26 protein-coding genes are annotated in these 22346 nt (G+C 58.6%); 17 read left to right on the top strand and 9 right to left on the bottom strand.

Translation table 11 applies throughout. From position 1 onward, the window contains the following. Nucleotides 1-5: 5 nt before the first annotated feature. Together AC06G5_RS13640 and AC06G5_RS13635 are read left to right on the top strand one after the other, a co-directional pair. Nucleotides 6-1538, top strand: coding sequence for an EAL domain-containing protein (locus AC06G5_RS13640; protein WP_480459681.1), 1533 nt, complete (start codon nucleotides 6-8; stop codon nucleotides 1536-1538). 233 nt (nucleotides 1539-1771) lie between these two features. After that, nucleotides 1772-2134, top strand: a complete 363-nt coding sequence (locus AC06G5_RS13635; RefSeq protein ID WP_007975932.1) for a histone-like nucleoid-structuring protein, MvaT/MvaU family — start codon at nucleotides 1772-1774, stop codon at nucleotides 2132-2134. Between the two features lie 163 nt (nucleotides 2135-2297). On the opposite strand, the gene AC06G5_RS13630 is transcribed toward AC06G5_RS13635, so the two are convergent. Next, nucleotides 2298-2816 (bottom strand): DUF4946 domain-containing protein, encoded by a 519-nt coding sequence (locus tag AC06G5_RS13630; RefSeq protein ID WP_413425599.1) that lies wholly within the window; start codon nucleotides 2814-2816, stop codon nucleotides 2298-2300. 144 nt (nucleotides 2817-2960) lie between these two features. Here AC06G5_RS13630 and gloA point away from each other — a divergent pair, with 144 nt between their 5' ends. Next, nucleotides 2961-3482, top strand: coding sequence for a lactoylglutathione lyase (gene gloA / locus AC06G5_RS13625; protein ID WP_480459680.1), 522 nt, complete (start codon nucleotides 2961-2963; stop codon nucleotides 3480-3482). A 1110-nt stretch (nucleotides 3483-4592) separates the two neighbouring features. Here gloA and ahpF read toward each other — a convergent pair. The 3 genes from ahpF to AC06G5_RS13610 all read right to left on the bottom strand — a co-directional run bounded on the left by ahpF (nucleotide 4593) and on the right by AC06G5_RS13610 (nucleotide 7937). Next, nucleotides 4593-6155: an alkyl hydroperoxide reductase subunit F gene (gene ahpF, locus AC06G5_RS13620; RefSeq protein ID WP_480459679.1), complete on the bottom strand. Its 1563-nt coding sequence runs from the start codon at nucleotides 6153-6155 to the stop codon at nucleotides 4593-4595. A 140-nt stretch (nucleotides 6156-6295) separates the two neighbouring features. Next, on the bottom strand, nucleotides 6296-6859 hold the full coding sequence (gene ahpC / locus AC06G5_RS13615; RefSeq protein WP_010460707.1) for an alkyl hydroperoxide reductase subunit C: 564 nt from the start codon (nucleotides 6857-6859) through the stop codon (nucleotides 6296-6298). 139 nt (nucleotides 6860-6998) lie between these two features. Beyond that, nucleotides 6999-7937, bottom strand: a complete 939-nt coding sequence (locus AC06G5_RS13610; RefSeq protein WP_413424990.1) for a site-specific integrase — start codon at nucleotides 7935-7937, stop codon at nucleotides 6999-7001. A 413-nt stretch (nucleotides 7938-8350) separates the two neighbouring features. Between AC06G5_RS13610 and AC06G5_RS13605 the strand changes: the two genes are divergently transcribed. Beyond that, nucleotides 8351-9361 carry a DNA-binding protein gene (locus AC06G5_RS13605; RefSeq protein ID WP_413424988.1) on the top strand — a complete coding sequence of 337 codons (1011 nt, stop codon included), beginning with the start codon at nucleotides 8351-8353 and terminating at the stop codon, nucleotides 9359-9361. Here AC06G5_RS13605 and gorA read toward each other — a convergent pair. Together gorA and galU are read right to left on the bottom strand one after the other, a co-directional pair. Beyond that, nucleotides 9358-10716 carry a glutathione-disulfide reductase gene (gene gorA, locus AC06G5_RS13600; RefSeq protein WP_413704951.1) on the bottom strand — a complete coding sequence of 453 codons (1359 nt, stop codon included), beginning with the start codon at nucleotides 10714-10716 and terminating at the stop codon, nucleotides 9358-9360. The genes AC06G5_RS13605 and gorA overlap by 4 nt on opposite strands. A gap of 130 nt (nucleotides 10717-10846) precedes the next feature. Next, complete coding sequence (gene galU / locus AC06G5_RS13595; protein ID WP_007975949.1) at nucleotides 10847-11686, bottom strand: UTP--glucose-1-phosphate uridylyltransferase GalU; 840 nt, start codon at nucleotides 11684-11686, stop codon at nucleotides 10847-10849. Between the two features lie 290 nt (nucleotides 11687-11976). Between galU and AC06G5_RS13590 the strand changes: the two genes are divergently transcribed. After that, nucleotides 11977-12165, top strand: a complete 189-nt coding sequence (locus tag AC06G5_RS13590) for a hypothetical protein (protein WP_480459677.1) — start codon at nucleotides 11977-11979, stop codon at nucleotides 12163-12165. 137 nt (nucleotides 12166-12302) lie between these two features. After that, on the top strand, nucleotides 12303-12605 hold the full coding sequence (locus tag AC06G5_RS13585) for a hypothetical protein (protein ID WP_413704952.1): 303 nt from the start codon (nucleotides 12303-12305) through the stop codon (nucleotides 12603-12605). Here the strand turns inward: AC06G5_RS13585 and AC06G5_RS13580 are convergent. Next, nucleotides 12596-12826, bottom strand: a complete 231-nt coding sequence (locus tag AC06G5_RS13580; RefSeq protein ID WP_413704953.1) for a hypothetical protein — start codon at nucleotides 12824-12826, stop codon at nucleotides 12596-12598. The genes AC06G5_RS13585 and AC06G5_RS13580 overlap by 10 nt on opposite strands. A 72-nt stretch (nucleotides 12827-12898) precedes the next feature. Further along, a complete protein-coding gene (locus tag AC06G5_RS13575; protein ID WP_413704954.1) occupies nucleotides 12899-13255 on the bottom strand; it encodes a hypothetical protein in 357 nt (118 codons plus the stop codon). Nucleotides 13256-13456: 201 nt separating this feature from the next. Between AC06G5_RS13575 and AC06G5_RS13570 the strand changes: the two genes are divergently transcribed. The 5 genes from AC06G5_RS13570 to ada all read left to right on the top strand — a co-directional run bounded on the left by AC06G5_RS13570 (nucleotide 13457) and on the right by ada (nucleotide 16608). Beyond that, nucleotides 13457-13759, top strand: coding sequence for a DUF1883 domain-containing protein (locus AC06G5_RS13570; protein ID WP_007900033.1), 303 nt, complete (start codon nucleotides 13457-13459; stop codon nucleotides 13757-13759). Nucleotides 13760-13796: 37 nt separating this feature from the next. After that, nucleotides 13797-13964: a hypothetical protein gene (locus AC06G5_RS13565; RefSeq protein ID WP_007975954.1), complete on the top strand. Its 168-nt coding sequence runs from the start codon at nucleotides 13797-13799 to the stop codon at nucleotides 13962-13964. Nucleotides 13965-14081: 117 nt separating this feature from the next. Next, complete coding sequence (locus AC06G5_RS13560; protein ID WP_413704955.1) at nucleotides 14082-14786, top strand: 2OG-Fe(II) oxygenase; 705 nt, start codon at nucleotides 14082-14084, stop codon at nucleotides 14784-14786. Next, entirely contained in the window at nucleotides 14776-15456 is a 681-nt protein-coding gene (gene alkB, locus AC06G5_RS13555; RefSeq protein WP_480459675.1) for a DNA oxidative demethylase AlkB, read from the top strand. The genes AC06G5_RS13560 and alkB overlap by 11 nt, the downstream gene beginning before the upstream one ends. Nucleotides 15457-15543: 87 nt before the next feature. Further along, entirely contained in the window at nucleotides 15544-16608 is a 1065-nt protein-coding gene (ada, locus tag AC06G5_RS13550) for a bifunctional DNA-binding transcriptional regulator/O6-methylguanine-DNA methyltransferase Ada (protein WP_413704957.1), read from the top strand. On the opposite strand, the gene acuI is transcribed toward ada, so the two are convergent. Continuing rightward, nucleotides 16609-17592 carry an acrylyl-CoA reductase (NADPH) gene (gene acuI, locus AC06G5_RS13545; protein WP_480459674.1) on the bottom strand — a complete coding sequence of 328 codons (984 nt, stop codon included), beginning with the start codon at nucleotides 17590-17592 and terminating at the stop codon, nucleotides 16609-16611. It lies immediately after the preceding gene. Nucleotides 17593-17852: 260 nt separating this feature from the next. Here acuI and AC06G5_RS13540 point away from each other — a divergent pair, with 260 nt between their 5' ends. From AC06G5_RS13540 to AC06G5_RS13515, 6 genes are all read left to right on the top strand, one after another. Beyond that, complete coding sequence (locus AC06G5_RS13540; protein ID WP_480459672.1) at nucleotides 17853-18935, top strand: NAD(P)H-dependent flavin oxidoreductase; 1083 nt, start codon at nucleotides 17853-17855, stop codon at nucleotides 18933-18935. 109 nt (nucleotides 18936-19044) lie between these two features. Continuing rightward, entirely contained in the window at nucleotides 19045-19812 is a 768-nt protein-coding gene (modA, locus tag AC06G5_RS13535; protein WP_413424967.1) for a molybdate ABC transporter substrate-binding protein, read from the top strand. Then, nucleotides 19812-20492: a molybdate ABC transporter permease subunit gene (gene modB, locus AC06G5_RS13530; RefSeq protein ID WP_413424965.1), complete on the top strand. Its 681-nt coding sequence runs from the start codon at nucleotides 19812-19814 to the stop codon at nucleotides 20490-20492. The genes modA and modB overlap by 1 nt, the downstream gene beginning before the upstream one ends. Nucleotides 20493-20495: 3 nt before the next feature. Then, nucleotides 20496-21575 (top strand): molybdenum ABC transporter ATP-binding protein, encoded by a 1080-nt coding sequence (modC, locus tag AC06G5_RS13525; RefSeq protein WP_480459669.1) that lies wholly within the window; start codon nucleotides 20496-20498, stop codon nucleotides 21573-21575. A 125-nt stretch (nucleotides 21576-21700) separates the two neighbouring features. Next, nucleotides 21701-21922 (top strand): hypothetical protein, encoded by a 222-nt coding sequence (locus AC06G5_RS13520; protein WP_413424961.1) that lies wholly within the window; start codon nucleotides 21701-21703, stop codon nucleotides 21920-21922. Nucleotides 21923-22053: 131 nt separating this feature from the next. Then, on the top strand, nucleotides 22054-22284 hold the full coding sequence (locus tag AC06G5_RS13515) for a hypothetical protein (protein WP_008020792.1): 231 nt from the start codon (nucleotides 22054-22056) through the stop codon (nucleotides 22282-22284). The last annotated feature ends 62 nt before the right edge of the window (nucleotides 22285-22346 follow it).

Below are 22346 nucleotides of genomic sequence, written 5' to 3'. Positions count from 1 at the left end.
CGCGAATGCCACTGAAAGCCAAAACCCGCAGTCGCGGTACAAGAATTGCTGTCACCCTGATCAGTGGATTGCTCCCAGTGCTGCTGGGGGCCGCCATTCTTTACATGCAAGCAGGCCGTGCACTCAAACAAGACGCCGAACAAACCGCCGAAGAAGCGATTCGCCAGTTCGACTTGATGCTCGACAACAACTCCCAGGCCGCTCGCGAACTGCTGCCGCTGTCTGGCCAAAGTTGTGCTGACGTCAAACTGGCTCTGCGTGAACAGGTCACTCGCCGCCCATTCGTGCGCGCGACCAATCTGGTGTGGGACAACAACCTCTATTGCAGCTCTTTGTTCGGCGACTACCAGGAGAACGTCAACCCCGGTGACTACACCCAGGGCGCCTTGTGGCTCATGAATGGCAACCTGGTGACACCCGACACCGCCTTGCTGGTGTACCGTCTGAGCGAAGGGAAAAAAGGCGTGCTGACAACCCTCGATGGTTATCACTTGAGCAACATTCTGCGCTTGATCGGTCGCAAGACCTTGCTGTTGCTGCAGGTCGGCCCGGACTGGATGTCCGTCGATGGCAAGGTTCACACCGGTGCTGTACCTGAACCGCCCGTTGCGCCAAGCCGTTTGTCCTCCGGGCACTATGCATTTGCCGTGGCAGCCGGTTTCCCCGAAGGCGAAACCTGGCGATACATGAGCAGCGAATATCCGCCGCTGTTCAGCCTGCTGATTTTCTTCGGTGTGATTGCCGGGTCAATCGGTCATTTCCTGCAAAAACGCTCATCGGCACCCACCCAGGAAATGCAACGGGCACTGGAAGCCGCAGAGTTCATTCCCTATTTCCAGCCCGTGGTGCATGGCGACAGCAAAAGCTGGTCCGGTGCTGAAGTGCTGATGCGCTGGAAACATCCGAAGGAAGGCCTGGTGCGTCCGGACCTGTTCATCCCGTTTGCCGAGCACTCGGGACTGATCGTGCCGATGACCCGCTCGCTGATGCGGCAGACTGCTGCCCTGCTCGCCCCGCAATCCGCCAGATTCAACAAACCGTTTCACATTGGCATCAACATCACCGCCAGCCATTGCCAGGACCTGGAACTGGTCAAGGACTGTCGTGACTTTCTCGATACGTTCGAACCGGGCTCGATCCATCTGGTACTGGAGCTGACCGAGCGCGAACTGATCGAGCCCACGGCCATCACCCTGCAACTGTTCGAGCAACTTCGCGAACTGGGTGTGAAAATCGCCATCGACGATTTTGGCACGGGTCACTCGAGCCTTGGCTACCTGCGCCAGTTCAATGTGGACTTCCTGAAAATCGACCAGAGTTTTGTCGCCATGATCGGTATCGACACACTCTCGAGCCACATCCTCGACAGCATCATCGAACTGGCAGTCAAACTCGACCTTGCCCTGGTGGCCGAAGGTGTCGAGACCCGTGAGCAGAGTGATTACCTGAGCGCTCATCAGGTCAACTTCCTGCAAGGTTATCTATTCGGCAAACCCATGCCCGGCGCGGAATTCATTAGTGCATTAAGCGACCATTAACTCGCGAATTTAATTGATAAAACAACGCTTGCACGCACCAATTTGAATCAAAACGCTACTGCCGTTACATGAAAAAAAAGACAGGATTTACTCTTGGCCAATTAACTACTACAATTTTTCATGCCTGCGCTAATTTGGCAGGTGAGCCACTATCACCGAGTCGCTTCAAGGCTCTTGGCTTATAGCTTTGTTTGCGGTTGGTATCAGCCAAATACACTATTGGAGTAAAGATATTGTCCAGACTCGCTGAATTTCGTGCAGCCGAAAAGGCCCTTCAAGAGCAGCTCAAGCAGCTGGAATCCCTGAAGAACGATGCCGGGCTCAAGAAAGAAATCGAATTCGAAGAGAAGCTCCAGGGTTTGATGAAAACCTATGGCAAGAGCCTGCGCGACATCATCGCCATTCTCGACCCCAACCCGGCAAAATCCGGCCTGCAGGCAGCAGCACCTAAAACCCGCCGCGCCCGTGTGGTCAAGGTTTATCAGAACCCGCACACCGGCGAGCTGATTGAAACCAAGGGCGGCAACCACCGCGGCCTGAAAGCCTGGAAAGAACAGTACGGTGCAGCCACCGTTGACTCCTGGCTGCGCGGCTAACTCTCGCGGTGACAAAAAAGCCCTGCATATGCAGGGCTTTTTCATGGGTTATCTAAATGCCCGGGGCAGGCACCAGACAACTACCTGACTGCCAACAACTTTGTGCTTAATCCATTTGGATATCTAAAATTTTCTTCATGCATCGAAAAAGCACTGACGCCAACTAAAGTTTCAAGCTGTTACGGGCAGCGTCTATTTCTTCCTGGCTCGCCTTATAAGCCTCGGCCTGCCCTGCGTAGGAAAGAACATAGGCCTTATCGGCATCCACCGCGGCCACCAGTGTTTGAGAAAGCACGTGCCTGCCGTTTTGCGTGACGGTGCAGGTTGTTTCCAGCGCGGCCAATCGACTCAAGGTAGTCGAATGAATTCGCGTGCAGACACTTTGATACCCACCCTGAAAGAAGTCTTTTTGAACCGACTTGCGCATCTCCAGCAATACGCCTTCGAGGTTTACCTGGTGATCGCTTTGTACCGGGCTCATGGTCAGTTCCATCACCATGAGCGGCGATCCATTCTGATCATTTTTCACCGCCCGCTGACGGCTGACCCCCGACGCCGATTCAGGCACTTCTTCGACCTGCCAGCCTTCCGGCCAGGTCACTACTGGCGCATCGGCGCGAGCAACGCCAGCCAGCGAAAACACGCTTAGCAGGATGAACAGCACGTTACGGATTCGAATCATTGCAATGGGCACTCAAGGATCAAGCTGTAAAGTCTGGGCCCAGGCCGGCTGTCAGGCAATAGCCGACTGTTTGGGTTTGGTGATGTCCGAACCCTTGCGTATCATTGTCACCAATTGTTAGCCCACATATTTCCCGGAGGGCCCATGAGCCTGCACGAATTGAACACCTTCCCCGGCGTCACCGCCCAACCGGACGCCGCTACGCAGAAATTCGTCTTCAACCACACCATGCTGCGGGTCAAGGACATCACCAGGTCCCTGGATTTCTACACGCGCATCCTGGGTTTTACCCTGGTGGAAAAACGCGACTTCCTGGAAGCCGAGTTCAGCCTGTATTTCCTCGCGCTGGTCGACAAAAACCAGATCCCGGCCGATGCCGCCGCGCGCACCGAGTGGATGAAATCGATCCCCGGCATTCTGGAACTGACCCACAACCATGGCACAGAGAACGATGCGGATTTCGCCTACCACAATGGCAATACCGACCCACGCGGTTTCGGCCACATCTGCATCTCGGTGCCGGATATCGTCGCCGCTTGCGAGCGCTTTGAAGCACTGGGCTGCGACTTCCAGAAACGCTTGAGCGATGGTCGCATGAAGAGCCTGGCGTTCATCAAGGACCCGGACGCCTACTGGGTAGAGATCATCCAGCCTGCTCCGCTGTAGGAGCGAGCTTGCTCGCGAAAAACCCGAGAACGCCGCGGGGCACCTGCCAACCCGCGTTATCGTTAACGACCATCGCGAGCGAGCTCGCTCCTACAGGCGTTGTGTTTTCAGTGCCGGCGCCGATGCCCCTTGTAGGAGCGAGCTTGCCCGCGAAAAACCCGAGAACGCCGCGGGGCGCCTGCCAACCCGCGTTATCGTTAACGACCATCGCGAGCGAGCTCGCTCCTACAGGCGTTGTGTTTTCAGTGCCGGCGCCGATGCCCCTTGTAGGAGCGAGCTTGCTCGCGAAAAACCCGAGAACGCCGCGGGGCACCTGCCAACCCGCGTTATCGTTAACGACCATCGCGAGCGAGCTCGCTCCTACAGGCGTTGTGTTTTCAGTGCCGGCGCCGATGCCCCTTGTAGGAGCGAGCTTGCTCGCGAAAAACCCGAGAACGCCGCGGGGCACCTGCCAACCCGCGTTATCGTTAACGACCATCGCGAGCGAGCTCGCTCCTACAGGCGTTGTGTTTTCAGTGCCGGCGCCGATGCCCCTTGTAGGAGCGAGCTTGCTCGCGAAAAACCCGAGAACGCCGCGGGGCACCTGCCAACCCGCGTTATCGTTAACGACCATCGCGAGCGAGCTCGCTCCTACAGGCGTTGTGTTTTCAGTGCCGGCGCCGATGCCCCTTGTAGGAGCGAGCTTGCTCGCGAAAAACCCGAGAACGCCGCGGGGCGCCTGCCAACCAGCGTTATCGTTAACGACCATCGCGAGCGAGCTCGCTCCTACAGTCGTTGTGTTTTCAGTGCCGGCGCCGATGCCCCTTGTAGGAGCGAGCTTGCTCGCGAAAAACCCGAGAACGCCGCGGGGCGCCTGCCAACCAGCGTTATCGTTAACGACCATCGCGAGCGAGCTCGCTCCTACAGTCGTTGTGTTTTCAGTGCCGGCGCCGATGCCCCTTGTAGGAGCGAGCTTGCTCGCGAAAAACCCGAGAACGCCGCGGGGCACCTGCCAACCAGCGTTATCGTTAATGACCATCGCGAGCGAGCTCGCTCCTACATGGGTGATGTGCAGGGCAAAAAAAAAACCCCATGATCAATCATGGGGTTTGGTGTTTTCAGCGCTGGGCTTTATGCCGGGGCGGAAGTACGGATCAAGTGATCGAAGGCGCTGAGAGAAGCTTTGGCACCCTCGCCCACCGCGATCACGATCTGCTTGTACGGAACAGTGGTCACGTCGCCGGCAGCGAACACACCCGGCACCGAGGTTTCACCGCGAGCGTCGACGATGATCTCGCCGCGCGGCGACAACTCTACGGTGCCTTTGAGCCAATCGGTGTTCGGCAGCAGACCGATCTGCACGAAGATCCCTTCCAGTTCCACACTGCGCAATTCGTCGTTCTGGCGATCCTTGTAGCGCAGGCCGTTGACCTTCTGACCGTCACCGGTGACTTCAGTGGTTTGTGCGCTGGTGATCACGGTGACGTTGGGCAGGCTGTGCAACTTGCGCTGCAATACCGCATCGGCACGCAACTGCACATCGAACTCCAGCAGCGTGACATGAGCCACGATACCGGCCAGGTCGATGGCCGCTTCGACACCCGAGTTGCCGCCACCAATCACTGCCACGCGCTTGCCCTTGAACAGCGGGCCATCGCAGTGCGGGCAGTAGGCAACGCCTTTGTTGCGGTATTCCTGCTCGCCTGGAACATTCATTTCTCGCCACCGCGCACCGGTTGCCAGAATCACGCTCCTGGCCTTCAGCGATGCACCGCTGGCGAAGTGTATCTGGTGCAGCTCGCCATTCTTGCCAGGCACCAATTTGTCCGCACGTTGCAGGTTCATGATGTCCACGTCGTACTGCTTGACGTGCTCTTCCAGGGCCACAGCCAGCTTCGGACCCTCGGTTTCCTGCACCGAGATAAAGTTCTCGATGGCCATGGTGTCCAGCACCTGCCCACCAAAACGTTCGGCCGCGACACCGGTGCGAATACCTTTGCGGGCCGCATAGATTGCCGCCGAAGCACCGGCCGGGCCACCGCCAACCACCAGCACATCAAAGGCATCCTTGGCGCTGATTTTCTCGGCCTGGCGTTCGATGCCGCTGGTGTCGATCCTGGCGAGGATTTCTTCCAGGCCCATGCGGCCCTGGCCGAAGTTCACACCGTTCAGGTAAATGCTGGGCACGGCCATGATCTGGCGCTCGTCGACTTCGCCCTGGAACAGCGCACCGTCGATGGCGACATGGCGAATGTTCGGGTTCAGTACCGCCATCAGGTTCAACGCCTGGACCACGTCCGGGCAGTTCTGGCATGACAGCGAGAAGTAAGTCTCGAAGTTGAACTCGCCTTTGAGCGAGCGAATCTGTTCGATCACTTCCGCACTGGCTTTGGACGGGTGACCGCCGACTTGCAGCAGGGCCAGCACCAGGGACGTGAATTCATGGCCCATCGGGATGCCGGCGAAACGCAGGCTGATATCCGCTCCCGGGCGATTGATCGAGAACGACGGCTTGCGTGCATCATCGCCGTTGTCGAGCAAAGTAATCCGGGTGGAAAGACTGGCAACGTCTTTCAATAGTTCGAGCATTTCCCGGGATTTCGCACCGTCGTCGAGGGAAGCAACGATCTCGATCGGCTGGGTGACCCGTTCCAGGTACGATTTCAACTGGGCTTTAAGATTGGCGTCCAACATACGGGCGATTTCCTTTTTGCTGATTCATTTGGAGCAGGCATAAAAAAACGCCCGAGCGAATCTCGCCCGGGCGTTTTTATTGGGCGGTGCAGCTTGCTTAGAAGGTGCGGAAGTCCGCCCTGATGAAGCGAGTCACAGACTTAGATCTTGCCAACCAGGTCCAGCGACGGAGCCAGAGTGGCCTCGCCTTCTTTCCACTTGGCAGGGCAAACCTGGCCCGGGTGAGCAGCGACGTACTGGGCAGCCTTGATTTTGCGCAGCAGCTCGGAAGCGTCACGGCCTACACCGCCATCGTTCAGTTCAACGATCTTGATCTGGCCTTCCGGGTTGATCACGAAGGTGCCACGGTCAGCCAGACCGGCGTCTTCGATCAGCACGTCGAAGTTACGGGAGATGGCGTGGGTCGGGTCGCCGATCATGGTGTACTGGATTTTGCCGATGGCTGGCGAAGTGTTGTGCCAGGCAGCGTGGGCAAAGTGGGTATCGGTGGAAACGCTATAGATCTCGACGCCCAGTTTCTGGAAAGCGTCGTAGTTGTCAGCCAGGTCTTCCAGCTCGGTCGGGCATACGAAGGTGAAGTCTGCCGGGTAGAAGAAAACCACAGACCATTTGCCTTTCAGGTCAGCGTCCGAGACTTTTACGAAGTCGCCATTTTTGAATGCGTCAGCTTTGAACGGTTTAACTTGGCTGTTGATGATAGGCATCGTTGACTCTCCGTCAGGGGGTTAAGAAGTTGATGGAGAGAACTTTACCCACTCGTCGGATAGAAGGCTCATTGGCAAACCTCATGCTGCTGATTGGCTTTCGCTATTAGCCGGCTGTATTAATAGAAGAAAACGGTATCTAGGACTCAATCGGCCTTTCTGTAATGCGTGCCATCCCGAAGAACGGACTGGCCTCGATGTAACGCATGGCCGACTTCATGTCCTTCCAGCCCACGTAACTCATGAGCGACTTCAAATCCCAGCCACTTTGATGCGCCCAAGTCGCAAAGCCACGGCGCAAGGAATGGCTGGTGTAGAGTTCGGCGGCAATGCCGGCGCGCTCCAGCGCCTGACGCAATAACGGAATCACGCTATTGGCGTGCAACCCCTCCTCGCCCAAATGCCCCCAGCGGTCGACGCTACGGAATACCGGCCCACGCACCAGGGCTGCCTCGGTAATCCAGTCGATGTAAGCCTGCACCGGACACAAACGCTGCAAGGCCGGCGTTTGATACGTCTTGCCGAGGTTGTCGCGATCACTCTTGCTGCGCGGCAGATAGAGACTGATGCCGGAACCAGCGCTTGCCTGCACGTGTTCAACCCGCAGCCGGCACAACTCATCACTACGAAAGCCGCGCCAGAAGCCCAGCAGGATCAACGCCATGTCGCGCCTGGCCCGCAGCAAACCCGGTCGGTCGCCTTCGGCCCTGGCGGTTTGCACTTCCTGCTCCAGACAACTGACCACCTGCTCCAGATGCTGAAGCTGCAAGGGTTCGGCCTGTTTTTCCTGGGCCGGGTGCAGCGCGCGGATGCCCTTGAACACCTTGCGCACCACCGGCGCCTTGGTGGGATCGGCAAAACCCTGGCTGTTGTGCCACTGCGCCAATGCCGACAAACGCAGTTTCAGCGTATTGATCGATAACACGCCGGCATGGGCCACCAGGTAGCGCGCCACGCTGTCGCCGGTTGCCGGCAGAAAACCGCCCCACGTGACTTCGAAGTGTTCGATGGCTGCCCGATAGCTGCGACGGGTGTTGTCGCGAGTCGCCGCTTGCAGATAGCGATCCAGATCGCTCATAGAAAATGAACCTGTTTGACCGACTGTAGGAGCGAGCTCGCTCGCGATGATCGTTAACGATAACGCTGGTTGCCAGGTGCCCCGCGGCGTTCTCGGGTTTTTCGCGAGCAAGCTCGCTCCTACGGCGGCACGAATAACACAAAACTCTGTAGGAGCGAGCTCGCTCGCGATGGTCGTCAACGATAACGCTGGCTGGCAGGTGCCCCGCGGCGTTCCCGGGTTTTTCGCGAGCGAGCTCGCTCCTACAGGGTTTGTGTACGGAAATAGCGCGAGGAATACCTCGAAACCGTGATCACACGGGGTAATACCAGTATATCCCGTGTCAGCTACATTCAGTATTTAACTTTTCAGATTGAATGGTACAATGTGTATTTACGTGGTACGTACCACATCATCAAATCCCGGGAGAACTCATGGCACGCGGCGGTGTAAATAAAGCGGTGGTGCAAGCCGCTCGGTTGGCGATCCTCGCCCGTGGCGAAAACCCCAGCATCGATGCCGTACGGATCGAGATGGGCAATACCGGTTCGAAAACCACGATTCATCGCTACCTCAAAGAGCTCGATGACAGGAACGAACCGGTCGAACCACCGGCGGAACCGATTGACGACGAACTGATGGCGCTGGTGGCGCGGCTCGCACAACGCCTGAAGGAGCAAGCGCAGGAGCCCATCGACCAGGCGCGCGCGCAGTACGAGGAACAACGCAAGGCGCTGGAAAACCAGCTCGGCGAAGCGCAAGAAGCCAATAGCGAACTGCACCAGCAATACGAGTTTCAGAGCCTGGCGCTGACTCAGGAATCCGAGGCCCTGCAAGAAACCCGCGCCATGCTGCAAACGGAGCAAACCCGCAACGCCGGGCTGAACCAGGCGCTGGCCGATTTCGAATTACGCTTGAAAGACAAGGACGAGCAGATTCGCTCCCTTGAAGAAAAACACCTGCACACTCGGGACGCACTGGAGCACTACCGCAACGCGGTCAAGGAACAGCGCGAACAGGAATTGAGTCGCCATGAAGGCCAGGTGCAACAGATACAGATGGAGCTGCGCCAGGCACAACAAAGCGCGCTGGTGCGCCAGGACGAAATCACCCAATTGCACCGCGACAACGAACGCTTGCTGACCGAAAACCGCGGCACGCTGCGCGAGCTGAGCCTGCTCCAAGAACAGCTCAAGCAAAGCAATACCCGTCAGGATCAGTTGCTGGAACAGGCCACCCGCGTCGACAGCGAGCGCACCCTCCTCCAGGAACGCCTGCGCGTCGCCCTGCTGGAAAGCCAGGCCCTCAAACAGAACGTCGACGAGCAGTCGCAGCTCAACAGGTCACTGGAAATCGAGCTGACCAGAACCCGGACGGATCTGGAAGAACGCGTACGTCTGGCCGCAACCATTGCGGCAGCGGCAGACGCAGCGAAGGACGATTAACCGGCGACCGGCGTACGCATGGTGACGAACTCTTCGGCGGCCGTCGGGTGCACCCCGATGGTTTCGTCGAAGTCGCGCTTGGTGGCGCCGGCCTTCAAGGCAATCGCCAGACCCTGGACGATTTCACCGGCATCCGGACCGACCATGTGGCAACCCAATACCTTGTCGGTCCTGGCGTCGACCACCAGCTTCATCAGCGTGCGCTCCTGACATTCAGTCAGGGTCAGTTTCATCGGCCGGAAGCGGCTTTCGAAGATCTGCACGTCGTGGCCGGCTTCGCGGGCCTCTTCCTCGGTCAACCCGACGGTGCCGATGTTTGGCAGGCTGAACACCGCTGTCGGGATCATCTTGTAATCCACCGGACGATACTGCTCCGGCTTGAACAGGCGTCGTGCAACCGCCATGCCCTCTGCCAGGGCAACCGGTGTCAGCTGAACACGACCGATCACATCGCCCAGCGCCAGGATCGACGGCTCCGCCGTCTGATACAGCTCATCGACCTCGACAAAGCCTTTCCTGTCGAGTTTGACCCCGGTGTTTTCCAGCCCGAGATTGTCCAGCATCGGACGACGGCCCGTGGCGTAGAACACGCAATCGGCTTCCAGCTGGCGACCATCCTTGAGCGTGACTTTCAGACTGCCGTCGGCCTGCTTGTCGATGCGCTCGATGTCCGCGTTGAATTGCAGGTCCATGCCGCGCTTGGTCAACTCTTCCTGCAAGTGCTTGCGCACGGAAGTGTCGAAGCCGCGCAGGAACAGTTCACCGCGATACAACAGCGTGGTCTCGGCGCCCAGGCCGTGGAAGATCCCGGCGAACTCGACCGCAATGTAGCCCCCGCCCACCACCAACACTCGCTTGGGCAGTTGTTTAAGGAAGAACGCCTGGTTGGAACTGATGGCATGCTCATGTCCCGGGATATCCGGAATCTGCGGCCAGCCACCGGTAGCGATCAGGATATTTTTGGCGGTAAAGCGCTCGCCATTGATCTCGACCTGATGCGGATCGACGATCCTGGCGTGGCCTTCATGCAAGGTCACGCCACTGTTGACCAGCAGATTGCGATAAATGCCATTGAGGCGATTGATCTCGCGGTCCTTGTTGGCGATCAGCGTCGGCCAATCGAACTGCGCCTCATCCAGGCTCCAGCCAAAACCGGAAGCCTGCTCGAAGTCTTCGGCGAAGTGCGCACCGTAGACCAGCAACTTTTTCGGCACGCAGCCGACGTTCACACAGGTACCGCCCAGGTAGCGGCTCTCGGCCACGGCCACTTTCGCACCGAACCCGGCGGCAAACCGCGCAGCCCGCACACCACCGGAACCGGCACCAATCACATAAAGGTCAAAATCGTAGGCCATTTTCAATCTCCTCGGCAGGTGACCAGCATACCCGCAGACATTTGTGGGGCAAGCGCTGCAGACGATATGAGGCCGGAAAATGAAAAAGCCACCCGAAGGTGGCTTTTCAACACAATCCGGTCTTCGGCTATCAGTAAGCCTTGCCCGTCTTGTAGAAGTTCTCGAAGCAGAAGTTGGTCGCGTCGATGTAGCCTTCGGCGCCACCGCAGTCGAAACGCTTGCCCTTGAACTTGTAGGCGATCACGCAACCATCCTGCGCCTGTTTCATCAGGGCGTCAGTGATCTGGATCTCGCCACCTTTGCCTGGCTCGGTTTGTTCGATCAGGCTGAAGATGTCCGGCGTCATGATGTAACGACCGATGATCGCCAGGTTCGACGGGGCATCTTCCGGCTTTGGCTTCTCGACCATGTTGCGTACGCGGTACAGGTCGTCACCGATCAGGTCGCCTGCAATCACGCCGTACTTGCTGGTTTCCTGCGGGTCTACTTCCATGATCGCGACGATGGTGCAGCGGTACTGCTTGTACAGCTTGACCATCTGCTTGAGTACGCCGTCACCTTCCAGGTTGACGCACAGGTCATCCGCCAGCACCACGGCGAACGGCTCGTCACCGATCAGTGGACGACCGGTCAGAATCGCGTGACCCAGACCTTTCATTTCGGTCTGACGGGTGTAGGAGAAGGAGCACTCATCCAACAGGCGGCGGATGCCGACCAGGTATTTCTCCTTGTCGGTGCCCTTGATCTGGTTTTCCAGCTCGTAGCTGATGTCGAAATGGTCTTCCAGGGCGCGCTTGCCGCGACCGGTGACGATGGAGATTTCGTTCAAGCCGGCATCCAATGCCTCTTCGACGCCGTACTGGATCAGTGGCTTGTTTACCACCGGCAGCATTTCTTTGGGCATGGCTTTAGTCGCTGGCAGGAAGCGAGTACCGTAACCGGCTGCTGGGAACAAGCATTTCTTGATCATATAAGTCCTTGTAACGGCTGTGTGTACGAGTTTCGGCGCAGTCTAATCAGGCGGCGTGCACCTTACAATGCCCCGCGCTGGCTAACCGATGCCAACATAGAGAAATATTCTTGCCGTTAGTTCCCTGCGCGGGTGCGCAGGTTACCGGGCAAACTCTTATGCATAGCAGAGATTCGCGCAATTGCACGCTTTCTACCTTGGCCGGGGCATCCCACCATACGCCCAACGGCACCCGGTGCGCGCGTTTGGCGGTATCATGGCGCGATTGAACCAGACAACGAGGTTAATAAATGTCGGCAGTAAAAAGCGTCAACGGATTCCTGATCAATCAGGTGAAAGACGGTCAATGGTGGGTGGCGAGTGCCGCCGGTGAAAATATCGCCGGACCTTTCCCTTCCGAAGCCCTGGCAATCGAAGTGGCTTCGGTACTGGAGCTTGAGCATCCGGAACCCAAGCGACGCGGCAAGGACAAGAACTGACCGACGCCCCTTTCGAATAGCCCTGTCATTGCACAGGGCTTTTTTGTGAATACAGAAAAAGAAGTGGCCTTTCGCTATAACCTTTTGATCCCGGCGCTGTCTCAGCCTTGCCCCACCACCCTGACGATGATCAATCCATGAACAAGATTTTGCCTTTGCTAACGGTATTGGCCCTGAACGGCTGCGCAACATCGGAAGAAACCTACCTGAACAATGGAGAGCAGGGCTTGACGATCGATTGCTCGGGAGAGGCCAATTCCTGGGCCGCCTGCTACGAAAAAGCCGATGCCTCCTGTGCGGGCACCGGCTACCGGATTGTCGGTACCGACGGCACGCCATCGCTCAAGGAAAGTGAAAAGACCCTCGGGGCCGATATCGGCAATTTCAAGAGCCGCAGCGTCGTGGTGGTCTGCAAATCAGGCACTCGACCCTACAGATGAATTTCGGCGAACTTGATCCCGAGTCCGCGCAGCGTTTCGATCAATTCGTCGAGTTTACCGAAGGACTCGACTTCATCATTGTCATCCACCAGGAAATAGCTGCGCCCGGCGCTTTTCTTGAAAAACACGATCCACTCTCCAAGGTCCGCCGGATTCTGAATCACATGGGTGGCAGAGATAAGCCCCTCTGCATGGCGCGCCCGGACCTGCTCTCGCTTCATACTCGACTCCAGAAATAACGATGCCGCCAAAGCCAGGCTTTGGCGGCATCGGTGCTGTTGGTCGATAGTCTATCAGCCGGAAATGCACTCGGTGGCGGCATTCTGTACGTCCTTTGGACGTACCGGGACGTTGGACATGCTCTCGTGCAGCTTGATGCTGCTGCCGCCCGAGCGCTCTTCAATGTCGAATACGGCAGACGGACCCGAGGAAAACTTGAGCGGGACGATCACGCGCAATCCATCCTTGTGCGGCTGGATTTGCAAGGCACCACGACTGTCGGCCAGTTTTTCGCTGAGGCATTGCGCATATTCATGGGGCTTCTTGCCAGAAATCACGTTCATGGTCGGCAGCGACTCGTTGATTTCAGAGACGTTCGCACAACCACTCACCAATACCGCCAGCGAAAGAAACGAAAAACCCCATTTCATACAAAACCTCCTATAAAGACGCTCGGACAGCGCAGATGCGTTTTTTCTCCAGGGCAACCTGCTTTATCGCTCATCAAACGTGAAATTAGCGTTTTTAATTGTCAAAGTGGCCGGATAATAAGGCGGTGGGGCTGATAAACTGCGCCAATCGCCCATGCTATCGTTTTGATTTTGTAGAAAAAGCCCTTCTGGAGGCGCCTCATGAAATTTATCCATCAGCGCGAGCACCTCAATGAAGACGACATTGTCGTCATTCAATGCTCCCAAATGTGCAACATCCGTTTGATGAACGACGCCAACTTCCGCAGCTTTAAAAATGGCGGCCGTCACACCTATCACGGCGGTGCATTCGACACGTTTCCGGCGCGCATCACCGCCCCGAGCACCGGTTTCTGGAACATCACGATCGATACAGTCAACCGTCGCCCTATCAGCGTGACCCGCAAACCCACCCTGACACACTCGATCAAAATCATTCGCCGCTCCAGCTCGAAACTGAGCTGAACAGCGCACCCGAAACAAACGACAGGCAGATACAACCGTGGCCCAAACGACCAAGTACGTCATCAAATACAAACTCAACGGTGAGCGCCGCTTCGAGTTTGCCCAGCTTGAACACGGCACCGCAGAAGAAGCCAAGGCGGCGCTGGATGCCATTCATGGACAGGACGACGTCATCAGCGAAATCAGCGTCAGCAAAGCGCTGTAACACGATCCGGAGCGACAACGGACGTCGGCTCCCGCTCGCAATTCGACCGCAAGCGCCGGAGTGCCTGCTTCACCCCTGCCCTCCAGACTGGCCACCTCACCAACAAGAGGCCCGGCAATGAGCGAGCAATATCTGGACAACCTGGACTGGCCCCGGCTGGAACAGCAACTTGATCAGGACGGTTGCGCCGTCATCCCGTCACTGTTGAGCCACAAGGCTTGCGATCAGGTCAGCGCCTGGTACCCCGGGGCCGAAGCCTTTCGCTCGCACGTGGTAATGGCTCGCCACGGGTTCGGCCGCGGCGAGTACAAGTATTTCAGCTATCCATTGCCGGACCTCGTGGCCCGCCTGCGCAGCGCGCTCTACCCATGGCTGGTACCCATCGCCAATCGCTGGTATGAACAGATGGATCTACCGACCCGCTTTCCAGACGCTCATCAAGCCTTTCTCGAACGCTGTCATGCCGCTGGTCAGAACCGTCCGACGCCGTTGTTGCTGCAATACGGTCCGCAGGACTACAACTGCCTGCATCAGGACTTGTACGGTGAGCACGTTTTCCCGTTGCAAGTGGCGATTCTTCTGTCCGCCCCGGATGAAGACTTCACCGGCGGCGAATTTGTCATGACCGAACAGCGCCCGCGCATGCAGTCACGCCCGATGGTCATCGGCCTGAAGAAAGGTGACGGGCTGATATTTGCCGTCAACCAGCGGCCGGTCAAAGGGGTTCGCGGTTACTACCGCGTGACCCTGCGTCACGGCGTGAGTCGCCTGCACAGCGGCAAACGGCATACCCTTGGAATCATCTTTCACGATGCGTTATGACCCCATGAATCCGCTGACTTTCGATCTGTTTGCCAATGCCGAGCCCGAGCAACAGCCCAGGCGCGAGCAGATCGGCGAACAATCCTATGTGCTCAGAGGCTTCGCCCTGCCCTGGCTTGAGCGTTTGTTGCCCGCCCTGGAGGCGGTGCTGACGGCCGCGCCGTTTCGGCAGATGATCACACCCGGCGGCTTTACCATGTCGGTCGCCCTGAGCAGTTGTGGCACATTCGGCTGGACCACTGACCGCAGCGGTTATCAGTACACCCGCCACGATCCGCAGACCGGCCAGCCCTGGCCGAGGATGCCCGAGGTGTTTTTCCAGTTGGCGCAAGCGGCGGCGCAGGCAGCGGGGTTCAGCGAATTTGCGCCGGACTCCTGCCTGATCAACCGTTACATTCCCGGGGCAAAAATGTCATTGCATCAGGATAAGGACGAGCATTCCTACGCAGCCCCTATCGTTTCGGTATCGCTGGGCTTGCCGGCGATGTTCCTGTTCGGCGGTTTTGCACGCAGTGACAAAAGCCAGCGCACCCCCTTGCTGCATGGCGACATCGTGGTCTGGGGTGGCGTTGATCGTCTGCGTTATCACGGTGTGTTGCCGATCAAGGACGGTCATCACCCGAGGCTCGGCGAGCAACGCATCAACTTCACCTTCCGTACCGCCGGATAAAGACTTCGAATTTGACCGCAAGCGCCGGAGTGTGTGGCAATTGCCCCATGGTTAATGTGCAGGCAACTCCTCAAAGGACATGACGCCATGACAACCCAATCGAGCAAGATCAGCACCGAAAACGATCCGCGCTGGGCCGCCGTGGTCGCGCGCGATCCCAAGGCTGACGGGCAGTTTGTCTATGCCGTGAAGACCACCGGCATCTACTGCAACCCCAGCAGCCTTGCGCGCTTGCCCAAACCACACAATGTCGAATTCTTCGATAGCGCCGAGCAGGCACAGGCGGCGGGTTATCGCCCAAGCAAACGCGCGACCAAAGACCAGAGCGAACTCGCCGCGCAACATGCCGCCACCGTGGCCGCCGCGTGCCGCCAGATCGAAAGCGCGGAAACGCTGCCTGCCCTTGGCGAGCTGGCCGAAGCGGCGGGGCTGAGCAGCTTCCACTTCCATCGCGTGTTCAAGGCCGTCACCGGCCTGACGCCCAAGGGCTACGCCGACGCTCATCGCTCACGCAAGGTGCGCGAGCGCCTGGCGGATGGAGGCTCGGTGACCGATGCCCTGTACGACGCTGGCTTCAACTCCAACAGTCGATTTTATGAAGCGGCAGACCATCTGCTCGGAATGAAACCCGGGGACTACCGCGCGGCCGGCCAAAACAATGACATTCGTTTTGCCGTCGGCCAGTGTTCACTGGGGGCGATACTGGTGGCGCAGAGTGAGCGCGGGGTCTGCGCGATCCTGTTGGGCGATGATCCGCACCAACTGGTCTGTGATCTGCAGGATAAATTCCGGCGCGCCAACCTGATTGGTGCCGATCATCAATTCGAGCAATTGATTGCCAGGGTCGTCGGCTTTATCGAGGCGCCGGCCATTGGCCTTGATTTACCTCTGGACGTACGCGGCACGGCGTTTCAGGAGCGTGTCTGGCAAGCGCTGAGGGAAATTCCCGTTGGCAGCACGGCCAGCTACGCCGACGTCGCCCAGCGCATCGGCTCGCCGAAAGCCGTTCGCGCCGTGGCTCAAGCCTGCGGCGCCAACAACCTGGCCGTGGCGATCCCTTGCCATCGCGTGGTGCGCAGCGATGGCCACCTGTCGGGCTATCGCTGGGGTGTCGAGCGCAAACGTCAGTTGCTGGAACGCGAGTCGCAGTAATCAGCGATTCACATCCACCACCACGCGCCCGCGCAACTGCCCGGCAAGCAAGCGCGGCGCGGCTTCGATGGCTTCGCTCAGGCCGATTTCGTGACTGATCAATGGCAACAGGTTGAAGTCCAGATCCTTGGCCAGTCGACCCCAGGCTTCCACGCGCCTGGCTTTGGGCTGGGTCACGCTATTGATACCGGCCAGGGTCACACCGCGCAAAATGAACGGTGCAACGGATGCCGGAAAGTCCATGCCTTGGGCCAAACCGCATGCCGCGACGGTGCCATTGGCCTTGGTACTGGCGCAAGCATTGGCCAGGGTGTGGCTGCCGACCGAATCGATGACCGCCGCCCAGCGCTCTTTGGCCAACGGCTTGCCTGGCTCGGACAGCGTGGCACGGTCGATGATTTCACCAGCGCCCAGTTGCCTCAGGTAGTCATGCTCCGACGTACGTCCTGTGGACGCGACCACCCGATAGCCGAGCCTGTTGAGTAACGCGATGGCGAAACTGCCGACGCCACCGTTGGCTCCGGTCACCAGGATGTCGCCCTGCTCAGGCGTTACCCCGTTGTGCTCCAGAGCAAGGATGCACAGCATGGCCGTGTAGCCCGCCGTTCCGATGGCCATCGCCTGGGCAGCGGTGAACGCCTTGGGCAACGGAATCAGCCAGTCACCGTTCAGGCGAGCCTTCTGCGCCAATCCTCCCCAGTGTCCTTCACCCACACCCCAGCCATTGAGCAGCACCTGGTCACCGACCTTGTAGTCCGGATGCCCGCTGACTTCGACGACGCCGGCCAGGTCGATGCCCGGCACCATCGGGAATTTGCGCACCACCGGACTGCTGCCGGTGATCGCCAGGCCGTCCTTGAAATTCAGCGTGCTGTAGGCAACACGCACCGTGACATCGCCCTCGGGTAACTGATCGTCCTGGATCTCTTGCAGTGTGGCCCGGTAACCGCTGTCGTCTTTGTCGATCAAAATGCCTTTGAACATGACGGCCTCTCAATGAAATCAGTCTGGTTGTGGTGCAATTGAAATAACACATCGCAACAGATTGCCGTACCCGACTTTAAGCCAACCGGGCAAACCGCCCATTCCCGGTACCCATGATCGCAATGGCGAAAGTGGAGGTTGCCATCGACGCTGAAGAAAACCGGACCCTGCGAAAGGACGACTGGCCTTGCACCAGTCGTTGCGTTACAAATCCTGTTCTACCGTCCCTGCCCTGCTTTCAACGTCGGAGAACACAGCACATGAACCAATGGCCAGATACCCGCATTCTTGATCTGCTCGGGATCGAACTGCCGATCATTCAGGGGCCGATGGCTGGCGCCACGAACTCGTCCATGGTGATTGCAGCCTGCAATGCCGGCGGGTTGGGCTCGATGCCAGCGGCGATGCTCAGCATCGATCAATTGCGCGAGGAACTGAAAACGATCCGCCAACACACCCAGCGCCCGATCAACGTCAACTTCTTCTGTCATCAGCCTCCAGCCCCTGATGAACAACGCGCGCAGGAGTGGAAAAACCTGCTGCAACCCTACTACCAGGAACTCGGTGTCGATTTCGATGCGCCAACGCCCGTGTCCAACCGCGCGCCGTTCGATCACGCGGCCTGCGAAGTGGTCGAGGAATTTCGCCCTGAAGTGGTGAGCTTTCACTTTGGCCTGCCGGAAAAAGCCCTGCTCGACCGGGTCAAGGCCACGGGTGCCAAAGTGCTGTCCTCGGCCACTACCGTCGCAGAAGCGGTGTGGCTGGAGCAGCATGGCTGCGATGCAATCATTGCCATGGGCTCCGAAGCCGGGGGCCATCGCGGGATGTTTCTCAGCGATGACCTGAGCAGCCAGGTGGGGACGTTCGCCCTGGTGCCTCAGGTCGTCGATGCGGTGAAAGTGCCGGTGATTGCCGCCGGCGGCATCGCTGATGCACGAGGTGTCGCCGCCGCCTTCATGCTGGGCGCTTCGGCGGTTCAGGTGGGTACGGCTTACCTGTTCACGCCAGAGGCCAAGGTCAGCCCGTCCCATCACAAAGCGTTGCGCACCGCCAGGGAAAGCGAAACGGCGATTACCAACGTGTTCACCGGTCGCCCGGCACGGGGCATTCTTAATCGAGTGATGCGTGAACTGGGGCCCATGAGCGCCAAGGCACCGACCTTCCCCCTGGCCGGTGGCGCGCTGATGCCGCTGCGGGCCAAAGGTGAAGCAGACTTCAGCAACCTCTGGGCCGGCCAGGCATTTACCCTCGGAGTCGAATTGACCACCGCGGCACTGACTCGACAACTGGCTGAAGGAGGATTAGCGAGACTGCTGCGGGCCCCTGAGCATCACTTTCGTTAAAATTGTATACAATTTTTTCGACAGCACATTCCGTTTAAAGGCAATTCGCTATATATTTCTGTACATAACGATTCACCCCTGCTGCAATTGCCTTTAACGGAGCCGTTTCATGACCATTCGTGCCTCACGTTTTGCCCCTGCCTGCCTGGCAAGCCTTGTCGCTGTATTTGCCTTCGGCTCAGCCCAGGCGGACGAAGTCCAGGTGGCGGTCGCTGCCAACTTCACCGCGCCTATCCAGGCCATCGCCGCTGACTTTGAAAAAGACACCGGGCATAAACTGGTCACCTCGTTTGGTGCTACCGGCCAGTTCTACACCCAGATCAAAAACGGCGCGCCGTTCGAAGTGTTCCTCTCGGCAGACGACAGCACCCCGCAAAAACTTGAAGCCGAAGGCGACTCCGTCAAGGGCTCGCGCTTCACCTACGCGGTCGGTACCCTGGCGCTGTGGTCGGCCAAAGAAGGCTACGTCGATGCCAAGGGCGATGTGCTGAAAAAGAACGAATATCAGCACCTGTCCATCGCCAACCCGAAAGCTGCGCCTTATGGCCTGGCGGCTACCCAGGTGTTGGCCAAGGAAGGGCTGAGCGACAAGGTCAAGGACAAGATCGTTGAAGGCCAGAACATCACCCAGGCCTACCAATTCGTCTCCACCGGCAATGCCGAGCTGGGTTTTGTCGCCCTGTCGCAGATCTACAAGGACGGAAAAATCACCAGCGGTTCGGCCTGGATCGTTCCGGCCAGCCTGCACGACCCGATCAAACAGGACGCCGTGATTCTCAACAAGGGCAAGGACAACCCGGCCGCCAAGGCATTGGTTGACTACCTCAAGGGGCCGAAAGCGGCAGCTGTCATCAAGTCCTACGGCTACGAAATCTGATGTCGCTATCGAGTGCCGATTATTCCGCCATTTGGCTGACCCTGAAACTGGCGTCCCTGACGACCGTTATCCTGCTGATTGTCGGCACTCCGATTGCGTTATGGCTTGCGCGCACCCGCTCCTGGTTGCGCGGCCCGGTCGGGGCGATTGTCGCCCTGCCCCTGGTGCTGCCACCGACGGTGATTGGCTTTTATCTGTTGCTGGCGCTCGGCCCTCACGGGTTCATCGGCCAGCTCACCCAATCACTCGGCCTTGGCACCCTCACTTTCAGTTTTGCAGGGTTGGTCATCGGTTCGGTGTTGTATTCGATGCCATTCGTAGTCCAGCCGCTGCAGAACGCTTTTTCCGCAATCGGCACGCGCCCGCTCGAAGTCGCCGCGACATTGCGGGCAAACCCCTGGGACACCTTTTTCAGCGTGACACTGCCACTGGCCCGCCCCGGTGTCATTACCGCCACCATTCTCGGTTTCGCCCACACCGTCGGCGAGTTCGGCGTGGTGTTGATGATCGGCGGCAATATTCCCGAAAAGACCCGCGTGGTCTCGGTGCAGATCTACGATCACGTCGAAGCCATGGAATACGCCCAGGCCCATTGGCTGGCCGGGGCGATGCTGGTGTTCTCGTTTGCCGTCCTGCTGGCGCTGTACTCCAGCCGTAAAACCAAAGCGGGCTGGAGCTGACCGATGATTCAAATGCGTCTGAAACTACGCTACCCGGGCTTCGCCCTGGACGTCGACCTGCAACTGCCGGGCCGTGGCGTCACGGCACTTTACGGTCATTCCGGCTCGGGCAAGACCACTTGCCTGCGTTGCATCGCCGGCCTGGAGCGGGCCGATCATGGCTTTATCCAGGTCAACGATGAAGTCTGGCAAGACAGCGAAAACAAGGTTTTCGTCGCGCCGCACAAACGCGCGCTGGGCTACGTGTTTCAGGAAGCCAGCCTGTTTCCTCATCTCTCGGTGCTGGCCAACCTGGAGTTCGGTCTCAAGCGCATCCCGAAGCCGCAGCGCCGGGTCGACATGGCTCACGCCACCGAGTTGCTGGGCATCAGCCATTTGCTAGACCGGCACCCACAACACCTTTCAGGCGGTGAACGGCAGCGCGTCGGCATCGCCCGCGCCTTGCTCACCAGCCCGAAACTTTTGTTGATGGACGAACCGCTGGCCGCGCTGGATGCCCAACGCAAAAGTGAAATCCTGCCCTACCTGCAACGCCTGCACGATGAGCTCGACATCCCGGTGCTGTACGTCAGCCACTCCCAGGATGAAGTCGCGCGGCTGGCCGACCATATCGTGCTGCTGAGCAACGGCAAGGCACTGGCCAGCGGCCCGATCGGCCAGACTCTGGCGCGCCTCGACTTGCCGCTGGCGATGGGGGATGACGCCGGCGTGGTGATCGAAGGTCGCGTCAGCGCCTATGACGCCGACTATCAATTGCTGAGCCTGCAATTGCCCGACACCACCCTCAACATTCGTGTGCCTCATACGCCGCTGGATCCGGGCCAGGCACTGCGCTGCAAGGTCCAGGCGCGGGATGTGAGCCTGAGCCTGCACGGTGCCGGGCAAAGCAGCATCCTCAATCGCCTGCCGGTCACCGTGGTCAGTGAAATGAACGCCGACAACGCCGCCCATGTGCTGATTCGCCTGGATGCCGCAGGCACCCCACTGCTGGCGCGCATCACGCGTTACTCGCGCGATCAACTCAACGTCCACCCTGGCCAGCAACTCTGGGCGCAAATCAAAGCGGTTGCGGTGCTGGCGTAAATCCGGCGACACGCCTGCACCGGGGCCGGCAGCGCCTGAACCGACGAATTGACCTGCCTGTTTTTTTGCACGATCACCAATGGCTTCTATAGTTGATCTGAACAGGAATCCGCTACGGAGTCGCCATGGAAGACATTTTCGTCGTGAAGCGTTGTAACAAGATCATCATCCATGCTCGCCGTGCGGGTGAAATTGGCCACCTGCCACCGGATACCGCGGCCTGGTATCGCATCGCCGATACCCGCACCCAAGGCTTCATCGGAGATGGCTATGCTGTTGAAGAGGACGCACTGCGTGTTTGCCGGCAGTTGAATGCCAGATCACGAGTGACAGCCCTGCAAGGTTGACGGCCTGTCACCATTTTTTAACGGGTCTATACTGAAAATGCCTGAAGGATCAGCGACCCCATCGGCAGATAGCTCGCTCCAGGCGGGCTTTTTGCTGCCACACCCAGGTTTCTTGAACGGAGGTGTCTCCCATGTCCGAAAAAGAGTCCATCACCACCCTGCTCACCTTGCTGGACTCCCGTCAGGTACGCTTGGCTGCGGCTTGCAAGGAAATCGCCGACTGGGTCGATCATCAAGGCGGGCATCCCACCGCCCTCAGAATTCGTGATCGCCTGAACGACATCGAGAAGGACACGCCGCTGATCCGGCACACGCTGTCGTCCCTTAAGCCTGACGACCGACCTCTGCCTCGGTTCAGATGATCCGTCACGGATTTGCGGTGCGAGGACAGGCCCGATTCGGGCAGCATGATCGGTGACGGTGA

It is taken from the genome of Pseudomonas sp. WT-JTC (assembly GCF_056711565.1).
This window is presented reverse-complemented; position numbering and strand designations above follow the sequence as displayed.

What these genes read in the sequence shown, in the direction of transcription:
- AC06G5_RS13640 (WP_480459681.1), top strand. Translation starts at nt 6, where the DNA reads ATGCCACTGAAAGCCAAAACCCGCAGTCGCGGTACAAGAATTGCTGTC.
- AC06G5_RS13630 (WP_413425599.1), bottom strand. Translation starts at nt 2,816, where the DNA reads ATGATTCGAATCCGTAACGTGCTGTTCATCCTGCTAAGCGTGTTTTCG.
- gloA (WP_480459680.1), top strand. Translation starts at nt 2,961, where the DNA reads ATGAGCCTGCACGAATTGAACACCTTCCCCGGCGTCACCGCCCAACCG.
- ahpF (WP_480459679.1), bottom strand. Translation starts at nt 6,155, where the DNA reads ATGTTGGACGCCAATCTTAAAGCCCAGTTGAAATCGTACCTGGAACGG.
- ahpC (WP_010460707.1), bottom strand. Translation starts at nt 6,859, where the DNA reads ATGCCTATCATCAACAGCCAAGTTAAACCGTTCAAAGCTGACGCATTC.
- AC06G5_RS13610 (WP_413424990.1), bottom strand. Translation starts at nt 7,937, where the DNA reads ATGAGCGATCTGGATCGCTATCTGCAAGCGGCGACTCGCGACAACACC.
- AC06G5_RS13605 (WP_413424988.1), top strand. Translation starts at nt 8,351, where the DNA reads ATGGCACGCGGCGGTGTAAATAAAGCGGTGGTGCAAGCCGCTCGGTTG.
- gorA (WP_413704951.1), bottom strand. Translation starts at nt 10,716, where the DNA reads ATGGCCTACGATTTTGACCTTTATGTGATTGGTGCCGGTTCCGGTGGT.
- galU (WP_007975949.1), bottom strand. Translation starts at nt 11,686, where the DNA reads ATGATCAAGAAATGCTTGTTCCCAGCAGCCGGTTACGGTACTCGCTTC.
- AC06G5_RS13590 (WP_480459677.1), top strand. Translation starts at nt 11,977, where the DNA reads ATGTCGGCAGTAAAAAGCGTCAACGGATTCCTGATCAATCAGGTGAAA.
- AC06G5_RS13585 (WP_413704952.1), top strand. Translation starts at nt 12,303, where the DNA reads ATGAACAAGATTTTGCCTTTGCTAACGGTATTGGCCCTGAACGGCTGC.
- AC06G5_RS13580 (WP_413704953.1), bottom strand. Translation starts at nt 12,826, where the DNA reads ATGAAGCGAGAGCAGGTCCGGGCGCGCCATGCAGAGGGGCTTATCTCT.
- AC06G5_RS13575 (WP_413704954.1), bottom strand. Translation starts at nt 13,255, where the DNA reads ATGAAATGGGGTTTTTCGTTTCTTTCGCTGGCGGTATTGGTGAGTGGT.
- AC06G5_RS13570 (WP_007900033.1), top strand. Translation starts at nt 13,457, where the DNA reads ATGAAATTTATCCATCAGCGCGAGCACCTCAATGAAGACGACATTGTC.
- AC06G5_RS13560 (WP_413704955.1), top strand. Translation starts at nt 14,082, where the DNA reads ATGAGCGAGCAATATCTGGACAACCTGGACTGGCCCCGGCTGGAACAG.
- alkB (WP_480459675.1), top strand. Translation starts at nt 14,776, where the DNA reads ATGCGTTATGACCCCATGAATCCGCTGACTTTCGATCTGTTTGCCAAT.
- ada (WP_413704957.1), top strand. Translation starts at nt 15,544, where the DNA reads ATGACAACCCAATCGAGCAAGATCAGCACCGAAAACGATCCGCGCTGG.
- acuI (WP_480459674.1), bottom strand. Translation starts at nt 17,592, where the DNA reads ATGTTCAAAGGCATTTTGATCGACAAAGACGACAGCGGTTACCGGGCC.
- AC06G5_RS13540 (WP_480459672.1), top strand. Translation starts at nt 17,853, where the DNA reads ATGAACCAATGGCCAGATACCCGCATTCTTGATCTGCTCGGGATCGAA.
- modA (WP_413424967.1), top strand. Translation starts at nt 19,045, where the DNA reads ATGACCATTCGTGCCTCACGTTTTGCCCCTGCCTGCCTGGCAAGCCTT.
- modB (WP_413424965.1), top strand. Translation starts at nt 19,812, where the DNA reads ATGTCGCTATCGAGTGCCGATTATTCCGCCATTTGGCTGACCCTGAAA.
- modC (WP_480459669.1), top strand. Translation starts at nt 20,496, where the DNA reads ATGATTCAAATGCGTCTGAAACTACGCTACCCGGGCTTCGCCCTGGAC.
- AC06G5_RS13520 (WP_413424961.1), top strand. Translation starts at nt 21,701, where the DNA reads ATGGAAGACATTTTCGTCGTGAAGCGTTGTAACAAGATCATCATCCAT.
- AC06G5_RS13515 (WP_008020792.1), top strand. Translation starts at nt 22,054, where the DNA reads ATGTCCGAAAAAGAGTCCATCACCACCCTGCTCACCTTGCTGGACTCC.